Raw genomic sequence first — 15,905 nt, 5'->3', positions numbered from 1 at the left:
CGGAAATGGACAATTTTGTCGGAAGTATCTTCCTGAATGGAACAGTCGGCGCCGGCAAGACGACGGTAGCTGGTTGTATCGGGAGGATCTTGCGACAGAAAGCCGTTGCCCACGCCATCATCGATCTGGATTCGATACGCCAGGCCTGGCCAGCACCACCGAGCGATAGATTCAACCATGAGCTCGAGATGGTCAATCTCGCATCGCTGGTCGGAAATTATGCTGACGCCGGCGTCGAGGCATTCGTACTTGCTGGCGTCATTGAGGATGCCACCGAAATTCCGCGCTATCGAAAGGCGTTGGGAGGCAGGCCACTTGAAATCTGTCGGATTACCGCCGATGAATCGGTCCTCCGGACCCGCCTGAACGCCCGCCACCAGAATGACCCCGACGGGCTTCTCTGGCACTTGAACCGGGCTGTCGAGCTAGAGAACATCCTAGTGAATCAGTCACTGGATGACTTCGTGGTGGATTCTTCGGACAAGTCAGCAGAAGTGGTGGCACGGGAAGTCTTGGAGCTGGCCGTCCAGGGTCCCCTAACGGCAGATTGCACTAGGAACAAGTGCATACTTCGCGGATGATCGCAAAGATCGGGTTCTACGCTTTGGGCCAACTGTGGTGAGACAGCACCGGCATATCTGTCTCGCCACAGTCGGCCCACCCGCACGCTTTGGGCGCTCGTTGGGTCACTTTAGATGAGACAGGACACCCGCAGCCGTTGTCCTGTCTCACCTAAGGTGACGCGATCTCAAGATAGATGAAGCATTGGCCTGGTACGTCTCAAGTTGAACCATTGGCTGGCGCGTCTCACTTTAGATGACGCATCCTGGCCGCCGGGATGGCTAGAATCCGGGCTATGGCAAGCCCAGTGGTCCCATCCGGACCACGCCCCCGAATGCACAATCCGGAAATGTTAACTGAACGGGATTCGGCTTAGCCCTCGTCGTTGTGATAATCGAAGGTGACCGTTGCCGGTGGGGGTCCCTCCAACATTTCCTGCGTCAATCCGTGGACGTCCATGATGCGTTCCCGGAACCACACGTCGTAGGGATCGTCCGACTGCGCGAGCCCTTGGAAGGCCTTGGCGAGATCCTTGGCCTCTTGAAAGAGGCAGACGAAGTCCCCCTCCGGAGTCTGCATGAGCGATGCGACTTCGCGAACCACTCCCATGCGCTTTCGGGACCGGTCGTGCTCTTCCCACCTTGGCCCCTTGGCTTCATCATCGAACGCCTTCCAGGCCTCCAGTTTGCCGGGCAGAATCGGGGCGAACCAAGTAATGCACTCCATGACAGTTTCCCTTTCCTAGGATCGATTACGGGCCGATCCTATTCCTTTCGGGGGGAGCGGTACATAGCAGCTTTGGTGCACTGTCCACGCCGGCAAATAGTGCCGTGACGCACATTCAGGGATCTCGACCTTGCAACGAGCCTTTTGTAGAGCGCCCGGCGCACGGTGGTGGCGGAACGACCGACACCTCGATCATGGCGCTGGCGGCAAACTAGTATCGGAGGCCCATGGCGCCGAAGCCGAGGATAAAGACCACCGGACGGCCGGACGCTGCTAAATCAAGAAACCTTAGAGCCGCGGTGTTTCCGCCACTCCGACTTCTCTCAGCATTCCCCCGGCTTTCTACGTCAGGCCGCCGGGGCCGGGGTGATCCACGACGGCAAATGTGTTTCAGGCTACGGCAACGACCCGTTGCCGGGGAGGCCCGGACTGCCCCGAGCTTCCTAACCGTCATAAGCCGTCTGAAGTGCGGCGATATCAAGCTTCTGCATCCCGAGCATGGCCTGCATTGCCCGCTGGGCACCCTCCGGATCCGGACCGCCAATCAGTGAGCCCAGGACCGACGGCACGATCTGCCAGGACACGCCGTAGCGGTCCTTCAGCCAGCCGCACATGCTCTCCGCCCCGCCGTCCGTCAGCGCCGACCAGTAGCGGTCCACTTCCGCCTGGTCGGAACAGTCGACCACAAATGAGACGGCTTCCGTGAAGTTGGCCGGCGCTCCCCCGTTGAGCGCCATGAACTTTCGGCCTTCGATCTCAAACTCCACTGTGATGACTTGCCCGGCCTGACCGGGACCGCCCTCGCCGAACCGCGAGACGTCCAGAATCCTGGAGTCGCCGAAGACTGACACATAGAACTTGGCGGCCTCTTCGGCCTGGTTCTCGAACCACAGGCATGTGGAAATCTTCTGCATGGTTGCTCCCTTCCGGCTAGAGCCTAGTCCGGGGCCGCATCCGGCACAACGGCCGGTGGATGCCGGCTGACCAGCCCCACCGTGTTCCCTTCCGAGTCACGGATGAAGGCCATCCACTCATCGGTTCCCGCCGGACCCAGGGTGGCGTCTCCATGGTGGAAGATCACCTGCGGCCGCGCAACTACTTCCACTCCCCTGCCCTGCAGGACGCTGATGCTAGTCCGGACGTCCTCCACCTCCAGATACAGGACCGACGACGGTGCGCCGCGCTCCAGCAGGAGCCGGACGCCGTCGAGATCGAAGAACAGCAGTCCCGGCGGGTCGTAGACCGCCGCTGGCTGCACCCCGAGCAGTTGTGAATAGAACTCTGCGGCCCGCTGGAGGTCATGTGCCTGCTGGGCCACCTGGATCAGGCGCACTGTGCCTCCCGCTTGATAAACACCGCTGTTGTCCCACCCATCTTCCGTAATCCCCCGTAGCCGGGCAAGCATCAGGACCAGGCCGCTGCCGTCGCCGGGTTAGGCTCGAAGCCATGACCTGGACCCAGCACCAATCCTTGACCGGCGGCAGGCGCGCCATCACCGTGGCGGCACTGTCCGACGTCGTCCTCATCCTCGTTTTCGCGGCCATCGGCAGGGATGCCCACCAGCGCGGCGACGTCGTCACCGGCGTGTTCCTCACCGCATGGCCGTTCCTGGCCGGGGCCGCCATCGCCTGGTTGGCGGGGCGGGCCTGGCAGCGTCCGCTGTCCATGGCAACCGGCGTCGTGATCTGGCTTGGCGCCGTTGCCGGCGGCATGATCCTGAGGGCAGTGACGGGACAGAGTGTGGTGGTGGCGTTCGTGGTTGTTGCGCTCTTGAGCCTGGGGCTGTTCCTGGTGGGCTACCGGGCACTTCTTGCGCTGGTACGCAGGCATAGAAAGAGGTGAAGGCACCGCCGGCCACGCGTCCGGTCCACGCCTGTTGGACACGGCGCATGTAATAGGCTGGCATCACCACAGAGTCTTGCCGGGCACAGCTACGGCCAACAGATCCGGAAGGATTGAACAGTGATCACCGCATTCGTTCTGATCAAGACCGACGCCGCGCGCATCCCGGAAACCGCCGAGGAAATTTCCGCGATCCCAGGCATCAGCGAGGTCTATTCCGTAACGGGCGAATGGGACCTCATCGCCGTTGCCCGCGTCGCCCGGCACGAGGACCTGGCCGACGTCATTGCCGACAAGCTGTCGAAGGTACCAGCGGTGGTTCACACCACCACACACATTGCGTTCCGTGCCTACTCGCAACACGATCTCGACGCGGCATTCTCTCTCGGCTTCGAACAGTAGGAACACTTCCCTAAAAAGGATGCGGGCCCGGCTGTAAAGCCGGGCCCGCATCCTTTCCTGTACCTATGTCAAGGCCGCGTCAGGGAAACCCACTTATCGAGGACCGCAGCGGCAGCACCGGTATCAATCGACTCCGCGGCCCGGGCAAGCGCCGAACGCATGCGCTCCAGGAACGGGCCGTCGGACAACTCATCAAAAGCCACCAGCCCGGCGGCCGCATTAAGCAGCACGGCATCCCGCGCTGCACCGCTCTTACCGGCCAGGACATCACGGACGACGGCGGCGTTCGCCTGGGCGTCGCCGCCACGGAGTTCCTCCACCGTCGCAGGACGGATGCCCAGCTCGGCCGGCTCAAAATTCAGCTCAGTGACAGCGCCGTCACGGATTTCCCAGACGGTTGAGGGGCCCGTGGTGGTCAGTTCATCCAGTCCGTCATTGCCACGGAAAACCAGGCCACGGCTGCCGCGCTTCGCCAGGACGCCCGCCACCAGCGGAGCCATCCGGGCATTCGCCACTCCCACGGCGGAGGCCTGAACAAGGGCCGGGTTGGTCAGCGGGCCCAGGAAATTAAACGCGGTGGGGATGGCGAGCTCCCGGCGGGGTACGGCGGTGTGACGGAAGGACGGGTGGAATACCTGTGCGAAGCAGAAAGTGATTCCAGCCTCCCCCGCGTTGCGTGCCACCTGGGCCACCGGGAGATCGAGCCTGACCCCTAGCGCTTCAAGCACGTCAGCCGATCCGGAGGACGATGACGCTGCTCGGTTGCCGTGCTTTACGACCTTCGCTCCGGCGCCCGCAGCAACGAGGGCGGACATGGTGGAAATGTTGACCGTATTGAGCTGGTCACCGCCGGTACCAACGATGTCCAGCTTCTCACCAGGGATATCAATGGGTGTTGCATGGCGCAGCATCGCTTCCACCAGGCCCGAGATTTCGTCCACGGTTTCACCCTTGGCACTGAGGGCAACCAGGAATCCGGCGATCTGCGCGGGGGTGGCCTCCCCGGACATGATTCTGTCCATCGCCCAAGCGGTATTGTCCGCAGTGAGGTCAGTGCCGTTGATAAGAGCCGAGATGAGCCGCGGCCAGGTGTTGCTGTCCGCCGGCGCGGTTGCCTGAGAAGTCACCTTCTGATGCTATCGAGCCACCTCGGACCTGACCAATGTGAACGTCGCCGGGAACTTTTCACAGTGATTTCGCGTCTTTGTAGAAAAAGTCCCCCGAAAAGGCGGTTCGCGTTGGGAACTACGGACTTTTATAGACATAATGTCTATGTGACATCTGCGACCCATGCCCCCAGTACCCCGGCGCACCCCACGCTGAACCGCCCCAATATGGTTTCTGTCGGAACCGTAGTCTGGCTGTCCAGTGAGTTGATGTTCTTCGCCGGTCTCTTCGCCATGTACTTCACGCTGCGCTCCACGAGCGGACAGATGTGGGCGGAAGAGACAGCCAAGCTCAACTTCCCCTTTGCGCTCGTCAACACGATCGTCCTCGTGGCCAGTTCCTTTACTTGCCAGATGGGCGTCTTCGCCGCCGAACGGCTGCAGCCTCGCAAAACAGGCGGCCCGTTCCAGTTCTCCCGCTGGGGCATGAACGAATGGTTCACGCTGACCTTCATCATGGGTGCGTTCTTCGTCGCCGGCCAGGCAACTGAATACGCAATGCTTGTTTCAGAGCACGTTTCGCTCTCATCCAACGCCTACGGCTCAGCGTTCTACATGACCACCGGCTTCCACGGCCTGCACGTCATCGGCGGCCTCATAGCTTTCCTCTTCATCATCGGGCGCTCGTTCGCAGCAAAGAAGTTCGGCCACTTCGAAGCAACTTCCGCGATCGTCACGTCTTACTACTGGCACTTTGTGGACGTTGTCTGGATCGGCCTCTTCCTGGTCATCTACGTACTGAAGTAGTCAAGCTTTGATTCCTTTTCTACAAGAGGCAGAATTTCAAGAAGCGGCTCACGGAGCCGGCGCACGATCGAATAAAGGAACCACCACGTGAAGGCTCTCTCGCAAAAGCGGCGTCACCCACTCGCAGTAATCGCGCTGCTACTGATGGGACTCCTCGTCACTGGTGGGCTGTACGCCGTTGCCACCACCGTCAACGAGGCCAAGGCATCCACCACCAGCTTCAGCGCCAATGACACCGCCGAAGGCGAAAAGCTCTTTGAAGCTAACTGCGCCACCTGCCACGGCATGGGCGCGAGCGGCAGCCAGGATGGCCCCTCGCTGGTTGGCGTCGGTGCCGCGTCCGTTGATTTCCAGGTGGGTACCGGGCGGATGCCCATGCAGATGAACGGTCCCCAGGCGTACAAAAAGCCGGCCCAGTTCAACGAGGCCCAGACCCACCAGCTTTCAGCCTACGTAGCTTCCCTGGGAGCCGGCCCGGCAATTCCTGAAGAACACCTGCTTGATGAGCAGGGTGACGCCGCCAAGGGTGGCGAGCTCTTCCGCGTGAACTGCGCGATGTGCCACAACGCAGCAGCAGCCGGCGGTGCACTCACCCGCGGCAAGTTCGCTCCCGCCCTTGCCGATGTATCCGGCAAGCACATCTACGAAGCGATGGTCACCGGGCCGCAGAACATGCCCGTCTTCAGTGACACAAACGTCACCCCTGAGGGCAAGCGCGACATCGTCACGTTCCTGAAGCAGATCGAGGCCAACGGCTCCCCCGGTGGCGCTGACCTCGGCGCCCTCGGTCCCGTCTCTGAAGGCCTCTTCGTCTGGATTGCAGGCCTGGGTGTCATCATCGCCTTCACCATCTGGCTTACTTCCCGGACGTCTTAGGCGCTACGGGAATCTTAAGAACTTCTGCTGCCCAGTCAGCAGTTTGAAATTGAAAACTAACCCGGCAGACGCCGGGACGAGAGAAGGATGAGGCGAATTATGGGCAACCATAGTGACGGCAGTCCGAACCACTCGGGCACCGTAGCTACGGCTGGTCAGAATGAGGTGGAGAAGTTCCAGGATCCTGGAATTCCCCCGCACCGTTTGCGCCTGGCCGACACGGACCCGAAGGCCGCAAAGCGTGCAGAACGGCAGGTCGCCGTACTTTTCGGCGCGTCAGTTGTCGGCACCCTGATCTTCCTGGTGGCGTACTTTGCCATCGACTTGGGCGATGGCACAAGTATCGCCACCATACGGCTGCAGAACGCCCTGCTGGGCCTTGGCACCGCGTTTGCGATGCTCGGCATCGGCACCGGTATTGTGCACTGGGCCAAGGCCCTGATGCCGGACCATGAAGTCTCCGAAGAACGCCATCCCATCCGCACCGAAGAAGACCGCTTGGCGGCAGTCCGGATCGTGGATGACATCGTGGAAGAGACCGGCATCAAGCGCCGCCCGCTCATCCGCAACACCCTGCTCGGCGCTGTGGCCCTGGCCCCGCTTCCCGCAATTGCGGTTTTCGGTGACCTCGGCCCCCGCCCCGACCGGGCGCTGGCCCACACCATGTGGGCACCGCAGGAAGGCAAGCTCAAGCGCCTCACCCGCGACCCCGACGGCACACCCATCAAGGCCTCTGACGTCACCATCGGGTCGGCTTTCCACGTTATTCCTGAGGGCCTGAACGAATTGCATGAAGGCAAGCTCAACGAAAAGGCCAAGGCAGTTGTACTGCTGATGCGCCTGGATCCCGCCTCGCTGAACCCCTCGGCGGGCCGCGAAGACTGGAGCTACAACGGGATCGTTGCCTACTCCAAGATCTGCACCCACGTCGGTTGCCCCGTTGCTCTGTACGAGCAGCAGACGCACCACCTGCTGTGCCCGTGCCACCAGTCCACTTTTGACCTCACGAACGAGTGCAAAGTGATCTTTGGCCCCGCCAGCCGGCCCCTCCCCCAGCTGCCGATTGCAGTGGACGCCGAGGGCTACCTGGTCGCAACCAGCGACTTCAATGAACCTGTAGGACCGAGTTACTGGGAGCGTGATGAGCATGAGCGCAGCATCAAGAGCTGAAGCCCCCGCCTTCGTCGCCAAGACTAAAGCCGGACGCATCACTGATTTTGTTGACGCGCGAGTTGGCGGATCAGGAATCCTGCGCGAATTCGGACGCAAGGTCTTTCCCGACCACTGGTCGTTTATGTTTGGCGAAGTAGCCCTCTACTCCTTCGTTATCCTCTTGCTTTCGGGCACCTTCCTGACCTTCTTCTTCGATCCGTCCATGGCGGAAACGCACTACGACGGGTCTTACCTGCCGTTGAAGAACGTCGAAATGTCCGTGGCGTACAGCACCTCGCTGGATATTTCCTTCGACGTCCGCGGTGGCCTGTTCATGCGCCAGGTGCACCACTGGGCTGCACTGCTTTTCGTAGCGTCGATCGCCGTCCACATGCTGCGCGTCTTCTTCACGGGCGCCTTCCGTAAACCGCGTGAAATGAACTGGGTTGTTGGCAGCGTCCTCCTGATCCTCGCCATGGCAGCCGGCTTCACCGGATACTCCCTCCCCGATGACCTGCTCTCCGGCAACGGCCTGCGGATCATCGACGGCGTTATGAAGGCAATCCCGGTTGTCGGGACCTATATTTCCTTCTTCTTCTTCGGTGGCGAGTTCCCGGGGACGGCTGTGATCGGCCGCCTTTACATGCTGCACATCCTGCTCGTACCCGCGCTCATCCTGTTGATGATCGTTCTGCACCTGTTCATGGTGGTTGTGCACAAGCACACCCAGTACCCCGGCCCGGGCCGCAACGACGGCAACGTTGTTGGCTACCCGCTTGGCCCCGTGTACGCAGCCAAGGCCGGCGGCTTCTTCTTCATCGTCTTCGGTGTAATTGCCCTGATGGCTGGCTTCTTCACGATCAACCCGATCTGGAACTACGGCCCGTACGATCCCTCGCCGGTGTCTGCCGGTACCCAGCCTGACTGGTACATCGGGTTCGTTGACGGTGCCCTGAGGCTTATGCCCGGTGTCATCGGTGATTTCCAGTTCGAGTACGTTGTCTTCGGCTACGTGCTGACGCTGAACGTCCTGTTGCCGGCCTTGATACCGGCAGGCATCCTGTTCACGGTGATGTTCATGTACCCGTGGATCGAAAGCTGGATCACCAAGGACACCCGCGAACACCACGTCCTGGACCGTCCGCGGAACGCCCCCACCCGCACCGCCATCGGCGTCGCCGGTTTCGTCTGGTACTGCGTGATGTGGGCAGCCGCTGGCTCGGACCTTATCGCCACACACTTCCACGTGTCCCTGAACGATGTGACGTACTGGCTTCGCGCGTTGTTCTTCATCGGCCCGGTCATCGCGTTTATGGTTGCCAAGCGGGTAGCCCTCGCCCTCCAGCGCAAGGACCGCGAAATCGCCCTCCATGGCCGGGAAACAGGACGCATTGTCCGCCTTCCGCATGGCGAATTCATCGAAGTGCATGCGCCCCTGGATGAGTACAAGCGCTACAAGCTCGTTGGATTCGAATCCCCCTCGCCGCTGCCAGCGGTCCCCAACGACCACGGCATTGTGACGCGCAAGGAAAAGCAGCGTGCTTTCCTGTCCAAGTGGTTCTTCGAGGACCGTGTAGCACCGGCCACGCCTGCAGAGCTGGAGGCCGCACACGGCCACCACGCCCACCCGGCAGTTGAGGCCGGCGAGGAAACCAAGAGCCTCAGCCACTAACTCACAGCAGCTATGCTCCAACGGGAAAGGCCCGGTCCACTTGGACCGGGCCTTTCCCGTTGCTGGCTGCCGCCGCTGTTGTCAGCTGGCGGCCCGCTACTAGTGGTTGCGGTAACCCAGCGACTGGTTCCGGGCAGGCCTCGCACCTGGCCGCTGGAGGGGTACCCATAGCTTGTAGCGGTCGGCCCGGTAGTACGAAACTGAGTAGTCCACCATCGCCCGGGCAACAAAGGCGTGCCTCTGAATCTTGAGCAAGGGGGTGCCGACGTCGACGTTGAGCAGGCGCGCCGTAGAGGGGGAAGCGGCCGTCGCCTCGATCATGTCCTCCCCCCACTCCATCACAAGGCCGAACTGCTCACTCAGCACGTTGTAGAGCGATGTTGGGGGCTCGCCGTCCAAAAGTCCCGGGACGCGCTGCGCCGGGATGAAGTTCTCGTCCACGCTCATCGGCTCACCGTCCGCCAACAGCAGCCGACGGAAACGCACCAGTGGCGTCCCCTCCTCCACCTGCAGTTCGCGGGCCAGGAAGGCGCTGGCGCCGATCTGTTCAAAGCTCAGGACCTTGGCGGCCGGCACCATGCCGCGGCGTTGCATCTCTTCGCTGTACGAGGTGAGCTTTACCTGAAGGTCCAGTTTGGGCTTTCGTACGAACGTGCCGAGGCCGACAACCCGCTCGAGGACTTCCTCGCCGACCAAAGCGTCGATGGCCTGCCGGACAGTCATCCGGGCCAGGCCGAACCGCAAGGCAAGATCCCGTTCCGAGGGCAGCGCAGAACCTGGCGGGCAGGAATCGCTGATGTAGGCCCGGAGGATCTCCCTGAGCTGGATATAGATGGCGGTCCCGCTGCTGCGGTCGATCTCGCCGGCAACGGCGCCGGCATCAGCAGCCACGGAGGTACGTCCTTGCTTCAGTTTTCACTATCCAAGCTTAAGGCAAGCAGCACCGCTGGACTAGACCAGTTCCAGCAACCGACCGGTCCCACTCCCCCGTTTCGTCGCGCGGCCATCCAGCCGGATATATTGGACAGGAAATTCAGCGATGACGGTGTGGGGTCCGTCAGGAGATCGGAGACCCCTTGCCAGTGCATAAGGCCGTTGTGTCAGCGTCAGTCGGCTTGCATGCCCGTCCCGCAGCAATGTTCGTCAGGGCAGTGACTGAAACCGGACTTCCCGTCACCATCCGCAGGGCCGGCATCCAGGGTGTCGACGCCCGTTCCCTGCTGGAAGTCATGACTGCCGACTTTCCCTTCGGCTGCGAAGTAGAGCTTTCAGTCCCCGAAGGCGCCCTCAGCGGTCCCGTCAGTCACCGCGACGCCGAGGAGGCCTTACGGATGCTGGCTGAGATCCTGGAGTCACAGGGAGCCCGCTAGCCCCTCCCAGGGGCCATTGTCCCGTGACTCCCGCGCCAAATCGACGCTCCAACCGAATTGACAAGAACGACGTCGGGCCCCACCAGAAGGTGGGGCCCGACGTCGTACTTTGCAAAATCTCTGCTGAAGCTCAGCGGCTCCTAGTGGGCGTGGTCCCCACGGCTGTACTCGAAGACCCAGCCGACGAGGGCTACGACTGCGAGGCCGGCTGCGATGAAGAGGATCCACCAACCCACTGCAAGGCCAAGGAATCCCCCCGCACAGGCGAGGCCCAGGACCAGCGGCCACCAGCTCCAGGGGCTGAAGTGCCCCTGTTCGCCGGCGCCCTCGTGGATCTCGGCGTCATTGCGGTCCTCGGGACGCATCCCGATGCGCTTACCGGTGAAGCCAAGGTAGCCGCCGATCATTCCGGAGAGTCCGCCCACCAGGAGGATCCCGAGGGTTCCTACCCACTCATGCCAGTTGGTCAGGAAACCGTAGACCAGGGAAACCGGTACGAAGAAGAAGACTCCGGCTCCAAATATCCATGATTCGATTTTCACTTGGCGGTGTCCTTCTGGTCGGCGTTACCGAGCACCGCTGCTGCGGCTGCAGGCGATTCAACGGTATGTACCTGCGAGAGCTCCGGGTGGTGGAGGTCCAGGGCGGGACGCTCTGAACGGATCCGGGGCAGCGAGGTGAAGTTGTGGCGCGGCGGCGGGCAGGAGGTAGCCCACTCAAGCGACGCTCCGAAGCCCCAGGGATCGTCCACCTCGACGCGCTCGGAGCTGCGCCAGGTGATGTAGACGTTCCAGAAGAAGGGAATCAGGGATGCGCCCAGCACAAACGAGGAGATGGTTGAGAACTGGTTCATCCAGGTGAAGTTGTCCTCCACCAGGTAATCGGCGTAGCGGCGGGGCATGCCTTCAACGCCCAGCCAGTGCTGGATGAGGAACGTGCCGTGGAAGCCGAGGAACAGCAGCCAGAAGTGGATCTTTCCGAGGCGTTCGTTGAGCATCTTCCCGGTCCACTTGGGCCACCAGAAGTAGAAGCCTGCGAACATCGCGAACACCACGGTGCCGAACACCACGTAGTGGAAGTGCGCCACCACGAAGTAGGAGTCAGAAACGTGGAAGTCCAGCGGCGGCGAAGCCAGGATGATCCCGGTCAGGCCACCGAAGAGGAACGTGATGAGGAAGCCGATGCTCCACAGCATGGGAGTCTCGAATGTAATGGACCCCCGCCACATGGTGCCGATCCAGTTGAAGAACTTCACGCCCGTAGGTACTGCGATCAGCATGGTCATAAAGGCGAAGAACGGCAGCAGCACCGAACCGGTCACGTACATGTGGTGCGCCCACACGGTCACGGACAGGGCCGCAATGGCGATGGTGGCGTACACCAGGCCCTTGTAGCCGAAGATCGGTTTGCGGCTGAAGACCGGGAAGATCTCGGACACAATGCCGAAGAACGGCAGCGCAATGATGTACACCTCGGGGTGGCCGAAGAACCAGAACAGGTGCTGCCACAGGACCGCCCCGCCGTTCTCCGGATCGAAGATGTGGGCACCGAAGCGGCGATCCGCGCCGAGCGCGAACAGTGCCGCAGCCAGCGGCGGGAAGGCCATCAGCACGAGGATGGACGTCACGAGTGCGTTCCAGGTGAAGATGGGCATCCGCCACATGGTCATGCCCGGAGCACGCATGCAGATGATGGTGGTGATGAAGTTGACCGCGCCCAGGATGGTGCCGAAGCCGGACAGCGCCAGGCCGAAGACCCACAGGTCACCACCGATGCCAGGGCTGAACGTCGTGTTGGACAGCGGCGCGTAGGCGAACCAGCCGAACGACGCCGCACCCTGCGGGGTGATGAAACCGGACACCGCGATGGTGGAGCCAAAGAGGAAGAACCAGAAGGCCAGTGCGTTCAGCCGCGGGAACGCGACGTCGGGGGCACCGATCTGCAGGGGCATGATGACGTTGGTGAAGCCGGCGAACAGCGGCGTCGCGAACATCAGCAGCATGACGGTGCCGTGCATCGTGAACAGCTGGTTGTACTGCTCTTTGGTCTGCAGGATCTGCATGCCCGGTTCGAACAGTTCAGCCCGGATGAGCAGAGCCATGACGCCACCGAGGCAGAAGAACACAAACGACGCGATCAGGTACATGTACCCGATGGTCTTGTGGTCGGTGGAGGTGATCCAGTTGACGACGATGCGTCCCTTGGACTTAGGAACTACGGGAGCCTCAAGGGTTCCGGCAGGTGCGGTCTGGGTATAAGTAGCCACGTCGCTCCCCTTACTTAATTTCGTTCAGGTTCGGGTTGCGGTCATACTCTTCGCCGAGGAGTCCCGTGTTGCCATCTGCCTTGAGCTTGTCCATGTGAGCCTGGAATTCGGTCTCAGAGACAACCTTGACGCGGAACAGCATTTCGGAGTGGTACTCGCCGCAGAGCTCGGCGCACTTGCCGTCGTAGGTTCCCTCTTTAGTGGGCGTGAACCTGATGTAGTTGGTCTTGCCGGGGATCATGTCGCGCTTCTGCAGGAAGGCGGGAACCCAGAAAGAGTGGATGACATCGCGGGAGTTCAGTTCGAGGTCAACGGACTTTCCAACCGGCAGGTAGAGCGTCGGCAGCGCTTCCTTGTCGATGGTGTTGCCCGTCAGGTGTGCCTGGACTCCAGCTTCGTGGACATCCTCGGTTACGACCTCGCCGGACTTGTAGTTGAAGTCCCAGGCCCACTGCTTGCCGCGTACGTCAACAACGACGTCGGCCGGCTTGGAGCGGTCATCGATGGCCTGCTGGTCGCGGTCGGTGAAGTAGAAGAACACCAGGACCATGAACAGCGGGATGGTCAGGTAAAAGACCTCCAGCGGGAGATTAAAGCTGGTCTGCCGCGGGAAACCCGTGGTGCCCTTGCGGCGGCGGTAGGCGACAAGGCACCAAACGATCAAACCCCACGTGATGATGCCCACAACAAGGGCTGCAATCCATGAGTTGACCCAGAGGTCCATGATCCGGTCAGTGTGATTGGTGGTGCCACGCTCGGTGGGCAGCCACCCCTTCTCTACCTCTGGCGAACATCCAGTCAAAACCAACGCGCCGGCAACTGCCAAGCCTGAGATCGTAGTGATCGTTTTGCGTCGGCTGCCGGTTCGGTTCTGCGAACTCACAGACGGCCCTTCCTACTTGTTGCTGTTGCCCGGCCACCCAAGGGGCCGTCCGGGCACACTAAAAGTTTTACTACTCGGTGTAGAGCTTACCGCTCTGCCGGGCGTTTCGCCCACATGTCGGCGCCGTGCCTCCGTGCCGTTTTTGGCAGACGGAAAGCAGGCGCCGGCATCGGGCGAAAGAACCGGGTCAGTGGAAGGAATCACCACAGGCGCAGGAGCCACCGGCATTGGGGTTGTCGATGGTGAAGCCCTGCTTGGAGATGGTGTCCTCGAAATCGATGCTGGCACCGCTGAGGTACGGCACGCTCATCTTGTCCACCACAACTTCGACGCCGTCGTAGTCACGGACGGCGTCTCCGTCAAGGAGTCGCTCGTCGAAGTAGAGCTGGTAGATGAGGCCGGAGCAGCCGCCGGGCTGGACGGCAACGCGCAGGCGGAGATCGGTCCGGCCTTCCTGCTCCAGGAGGCTGCGCACCTTGCCTGCTGCGACGTCGGTCAGTTTGACCTCATGTGCGGCCAGTTCATCGCTGGCAGCGCTGGTGGTCTCGGTGATGTTCTCGTTGGTTGCGGTGCTCATTTGGCCTACCTTAGGACGGTCCTGGCGGCCCCGCGTCAGCGGTGCCTGCCCCTACGGATACGGTACGGGCTATAGCTACATGCTACTTCGGTCAGCCCTGTAGCTCTAACTCCTGACGTAACCAAGCCTGCCCGCTGATTGTTCCCAACGGTGGAGGAATGCCGGCATCAGAGGGACACGGGATTCAGGCCACGCCTTCTGCGTTCAGCCGGGCGAGCAGCAGCGCCTCGGCGACCACGGCGTTCTTGAAATCACCAATGTGAAGGGACTCGTTGGCACTGTGGGCACGGGAATCGGGATCCTCAACACCGGTCACGAGGATCTGGACGTCCGGATAGACGTCCAGCAGGTCCGCAATAAATGGAATCGAGCCGCCGATCCCCATCTCCACCGCCGGAACACCCCAGGCCTCCCCCAGCGCCCACATGGCGAACGTCGCCGCCTTGGAGGATGTATCAGCGAGGAACGACTTTCCGCTTTCCCCGGGAGTGAACACCACCTTTGCCCCAAAGGGCGCATTGGCCTGGACGTGGCGTTGAACGGCTTCCATCGCTGCCGCCGGATCCTGGCCGGGCGCCAGGCGCAGGCTGAACTTAGCACGCGCCCGCGGCAGGAGCGTGTTCGAGGCCACGTCCACGGCGGGCGCATCGAAGCCGATGATGGACAGCGCGGGCTTAGTCCACAGCCGTGCGGCGATGCTTCCGGTGCCGGCCAGCCGGACGCCGTCGAGAACGGAGGAATCAGCACGGTACTCCGCTTCGGTGAGCTCCACGCCGACGTTGTCATTCGATACGAGGCCTTTGATGGCCACGTTGCCGTCAGCGTCGTGGAGGGTGGCAATCAAACGGGACAGCAGGGTTGGCGCGTCCAGCACGGGTCCGCCGAACATGCCCGAGTGGACAGCATGCTCCAGCACCTGGACTTCAATGGTTCCGTCCACAAGGCCGCGCAAGCTGGTGGTCAGGGCGGGAATGCCCACCTTCCAGTTGCTGGAGTCGGCCACCACGATCACATCGGCCCGCAGCAGTTCCCGGTGCGTTTCCAGGAAGGAACGGAAGGTGGGAGAACCAGCTTCCTCCTCACCTTCGAAGAAGAACGTCACACCAAGGCCGAATTCCGTGCCCAGAACCTCGATCGCTGCAGCATAGGCGGCCACATGGGCCATGATCCCGGCCTTGTCGTCAGCAGCGCCACGGCCGTACAACCTGCCCTCCCGTTCGACGGCGGCGAAAGGCTCCGTTTCCCACAGCGCCGGATCCCCCGGCGGCTGGACGTCGTGGTGGGCGTACAGCAGAATGGTCGGCTTTCCTTCGGCCGCCTGTCGGCGTGCGACGACGGCAGGTCCGCCGGGGGTGCCGTCCTCCTTGTTACTGCGAAGGACCTGGACATCCTCAAGGCCGGCGGCGCGCAGCAGTTCCGCTACGGCCTGCGCGCTGGCTTCCAAGGGCGCAGGATCGAAACTCGGCCAGGCGATGCCGGGAATGGCCACAAGTTCCTTGAGCCGGTCGAGGGTAGTGTCGAAGGAACCTGCCACGGAGAGCCTGAGTCCGTCCGCGTCGATGGCCGGTGCAGGGTGGCCGGGGCCGGGGGTGTTGGCGTCGGACGGACTGGCTGCTGGAGTGGGAGTCATGGCGAACACAATACCCGCGCCGAATCTCCTTGGGC

18 protein-coding genes are annotated in these 15,905 nt (G+C 62.0%); 8 read left to right on the top strand and 10 right to left on the bottom strand.

Features of this window, described 5'->3' with window-relative positions; genetic code table 11:
- Nucleotides 1-5 precede the first annotated feature (5 nt).
- Nucleotides 6-581, top strand: a complete 576-nt coding sequence (locus AU252_RS21450) for an AAA family ATPase (protein ID WP_157769044.1) — start codon at nt 6-8, stop codon at nt 579-581.
- Nucleotides 582-933: 352 nt separating this feature from the next.
- Here the strand turns inward: AU252_RS21450 and AU252_RS21445 are convergent, their stop codons facing one another.
- From AU252_RS21445 to AU252_RS21435, 3 genes are all read right to left on the bottom strand, one after another.
- Nucleotides 934-1,287, bottom strand: a complete 354-nt coding sequence (locus AU252_RS21445; RefSeq protein ID WP_058932448.1) for a DUF6176 family protein — start codon at nt 1,285-1,287, stop codon at nt 934-936.
- A 443-nt stretch (nt 1,288-1,730) separates the two neighbouring features.
- Nucleotides 1,731-2,201: a VOC family protein gene (locus AU252_RS21440; protein WP_058932447.1), complete on the bottom strand. Its 471-nt coding sequence runs from the start codon at nt 2,199-2,201 to the stop codon at nt 1,731-1,733.
- Between the two features lie 23 nt (nt 2,202-2,224).
- Nucleotides 2,225-2,620 carry a VOC family protein gene (locus AU252_RS21435; RefSeq protein ID WP_058932446.1) on the bottom strand — a complete coding sequence of 132 codons (396 nt, stop codon included), beginning with the start codon at nt 2,618-2,620 and terminating at the stop codon, nt 2,225-2,227.
- A 113-nt stretch (nt 2,621-2,733) separates the two neighbouring features.
- Between AU252_RS21435 and AU252_RS21430 the strand changes: the two genes are divergently transcribed.
- Entirely contained in the window at nt 2,734-3,129 is a 396-nt protein-coding gene (locus AU252_RS21430; RefSeq protein WP_058932445.1) for a DUF3054 domain-containing protein, read from the top strand.
- A 120-nt stretch (nt 3,130-3,249) separates the two neighbouring features.
- Nucleotides 3,250-3,531 carry an Lrp/AsnC family transcriptional regulator gene (locus tag AU252_RS21425; protein ID WP_058932444.1) on the top strand — a complete coding sequence of 94 codons (282 nt, stop codon included), beginning with the start codon at nt 3,250-3,252 and terminating at the stop codon, nt 3,529-3,531.
- 68 nt (nt 3,532-3,599) lie between these two features.
- Here the strand turns inward: AU252_RS21425 and trpD are convergent, their stop codons facing one another.
- Nucleotides 3,600-4,658, bottom strand: a complete 1,059-nt coding sequence (trpD, locus tag AU252_RS21420; RefSeq protein WP_058932443.1) for an anthranilate phosphoribosyltransferase — start codon at nt 4,656-4,658, stop codon at nt 3,600-3,602.
- 147 nt (nt 4,659-4,805) lie between these two features.
- Here trpD and ctaE point away from each other — a divergent pair, with 147 nt between their 5' ends.
- The 4 genes from ctaE (at nt 4,806) to qcrB (ending at nt 9,144) form a co-directional block, all read left to right on the top strand.
- Entirely contained in the window at nt 4,806-5,444 is a 639-nt protein-coding gene (gene ctaE, locus AU252_RS21415; RefSeq protein ID WP_205630599.1) for an aa3-type cytochrome oxidase subunit III, read from the top strand.
- An 87-nt stretch (nt 5,445-5,531) separates the two neighbouring features.
- Complete coding sequence (gene qcrC, locus AU252_RS21410) at nt 5,532-6,320, top strand: cytochrome bc1 complex diheme cytochrome c subunit (RefSeq protein WP_058932441.1); 789 nt, start codon at nt 5,532-5,534, stop codon at nt 6,318-6,320.
- A gap of 99 nt (nt 6,321-6,419) precedes the next feature.
- Entirely contained in the window at nt 6,420-7,490 is a 1,071-nt protein-coding gene (qcrA, locus tag AU252_RS21405; protein WP_058932440.1) for a cytochrome bc1 complex Rieske iron-sulfur subunit, read from the top strand.
- Nucleotides 7,468-9,144 carry a cytochrome bc1 complex cytochrome b subunit gene (qcrB, locus tag AU252_RS21400; protein ID WP_058932439.1) on the top strand — a complete coding sequence of 559 codons (1,677 nt, stop codon included), beginning with the start codon at nt 7,468-7,470 and terminating at the stop codon, nt 9,142-9,144. Before qcrA ends, qcrB begins: the two co-directional genes overlap by 23 nt.
- A gap of 99 nt (nt 9,145-9,243) precedes the next feature.
- Here the strand turns inward: qcrB and AU252_RS21395 are convergent, their stop codons facing one another.
- Nucleotides 9,244-10,035 (bottom strand): GntR family transcriptional regulator, encoded by a 792-nt coding sequence (locus AU252_RS21395; protein WP_058932438.1) that lies wholly within the window; start codon nt 10,033-10,035, stop codon nt 9,244-9,246.
- 191 nt (nt 10,036-10,226) lie between these two features.
- Between AU252_RS21395 and AU252_RS21390 the strand changes: the two genes are divergently transcribed.
- Nucleotides 10,227-10,514 (top strand): HPr family phosphocarrier protein, encoded by a 288-nt coding sequence (locus AU252_RS21390; RefSeq protein WP_346425691.1) that lies wholly within the window; start codon nt 10,227-10,229, stop codon nt 10,512-10,514.
- A gap of 140 nt (nt 10,515-10,654) precedes the next feature.
- Here AU252_RS21390 and AU252_RS21385 read toward each other — a convergent pair whose 3' ends face one another.
- The 5 genes from AU252_RS21385 to AU252_RS21365 all read right to left on the bottom strand — a co-directional run bounded on the left by AU252_RS21385 (nt 10,655) and on the right by AU252_RS21365 (nt 15,870).
- On the bottom strand, nt 10,655-11,056 hold the full coding sequence (locus tag AU252_RS21385; RefSeq protein ID WP_058932436.1) for a cytochrome c oxidase subunit 4: 402 nt from the start codon (nt 11,054-11,056) through the stop codon (nt 10,655-10,657).
- A complete protein-coding gene (gene ctaD, locus AU252_RS21380) occupies nt 11,053-12,780 on the bottom strand; it encodes an aa3-type cytochrome oxidase subunit I (protein WP_058932435.1) in 1,728 nt (575 codons plus the stop codon). The genes AU252_RS21385 and ctaD overlap by 4 nt, the downstream gene beginning before the upstream one ends.
- 10 nt (nt 12,781-12,790) lie before the next feature.
- On the bottom strand, nt 12,791-13,663 hold the full coding sequence (ctaC, locus tag AU252_RS21375; protein ID WP_058932434.1) for an aa3-type cytochrome oxidase subunit II: 873 nt from the start codon (nt 13,661-13,663) through the stop codon (nt 12,791-12,793).
- A gap of 187 nt (nt 13,664-13,850) precedes the next feature.
- On the bottom strand, nt 13,851-14,240 hold the full coding sequence (locus tag AU252_RS21370; RefSeq protein ID WP_056340087.1) for a HesB/IscA family protein: 390 nt from the start codon (nt 14,238-14,240) through the stop codon (nt 13,851-13,853).
- Nucleotides 14,241-14,424: 184 nt separating this feature from the next.
- Nucleotides 14,425-15,870, bottom strand: coding sequence for a dipeptidase (locus AU252_RS21365; RefSeq protein ID WP_058932433.1), 1,446 nt, complete (start codon nt 15,868-15,870; stop codon nt 14,425-14,427).
- Nucleotides 15,871-15,905 lie beyond the last annotated feature (35 nt).

This window comes from Pseudarthrobacter sulfonivorans (assembly GCF_001484605.1).
Classification (GTDB): Bacteria; Actinomycetota; Actinomycetes; order Actinomycetales; family Micrococcaceae; genus Arthrobacter; species Arthrobacter sulfonivorans_A.
Note: the sequence above shows the minus strand (reverse complement) of the source record. Positions and strands in the feature narration are given on the sequence as shown.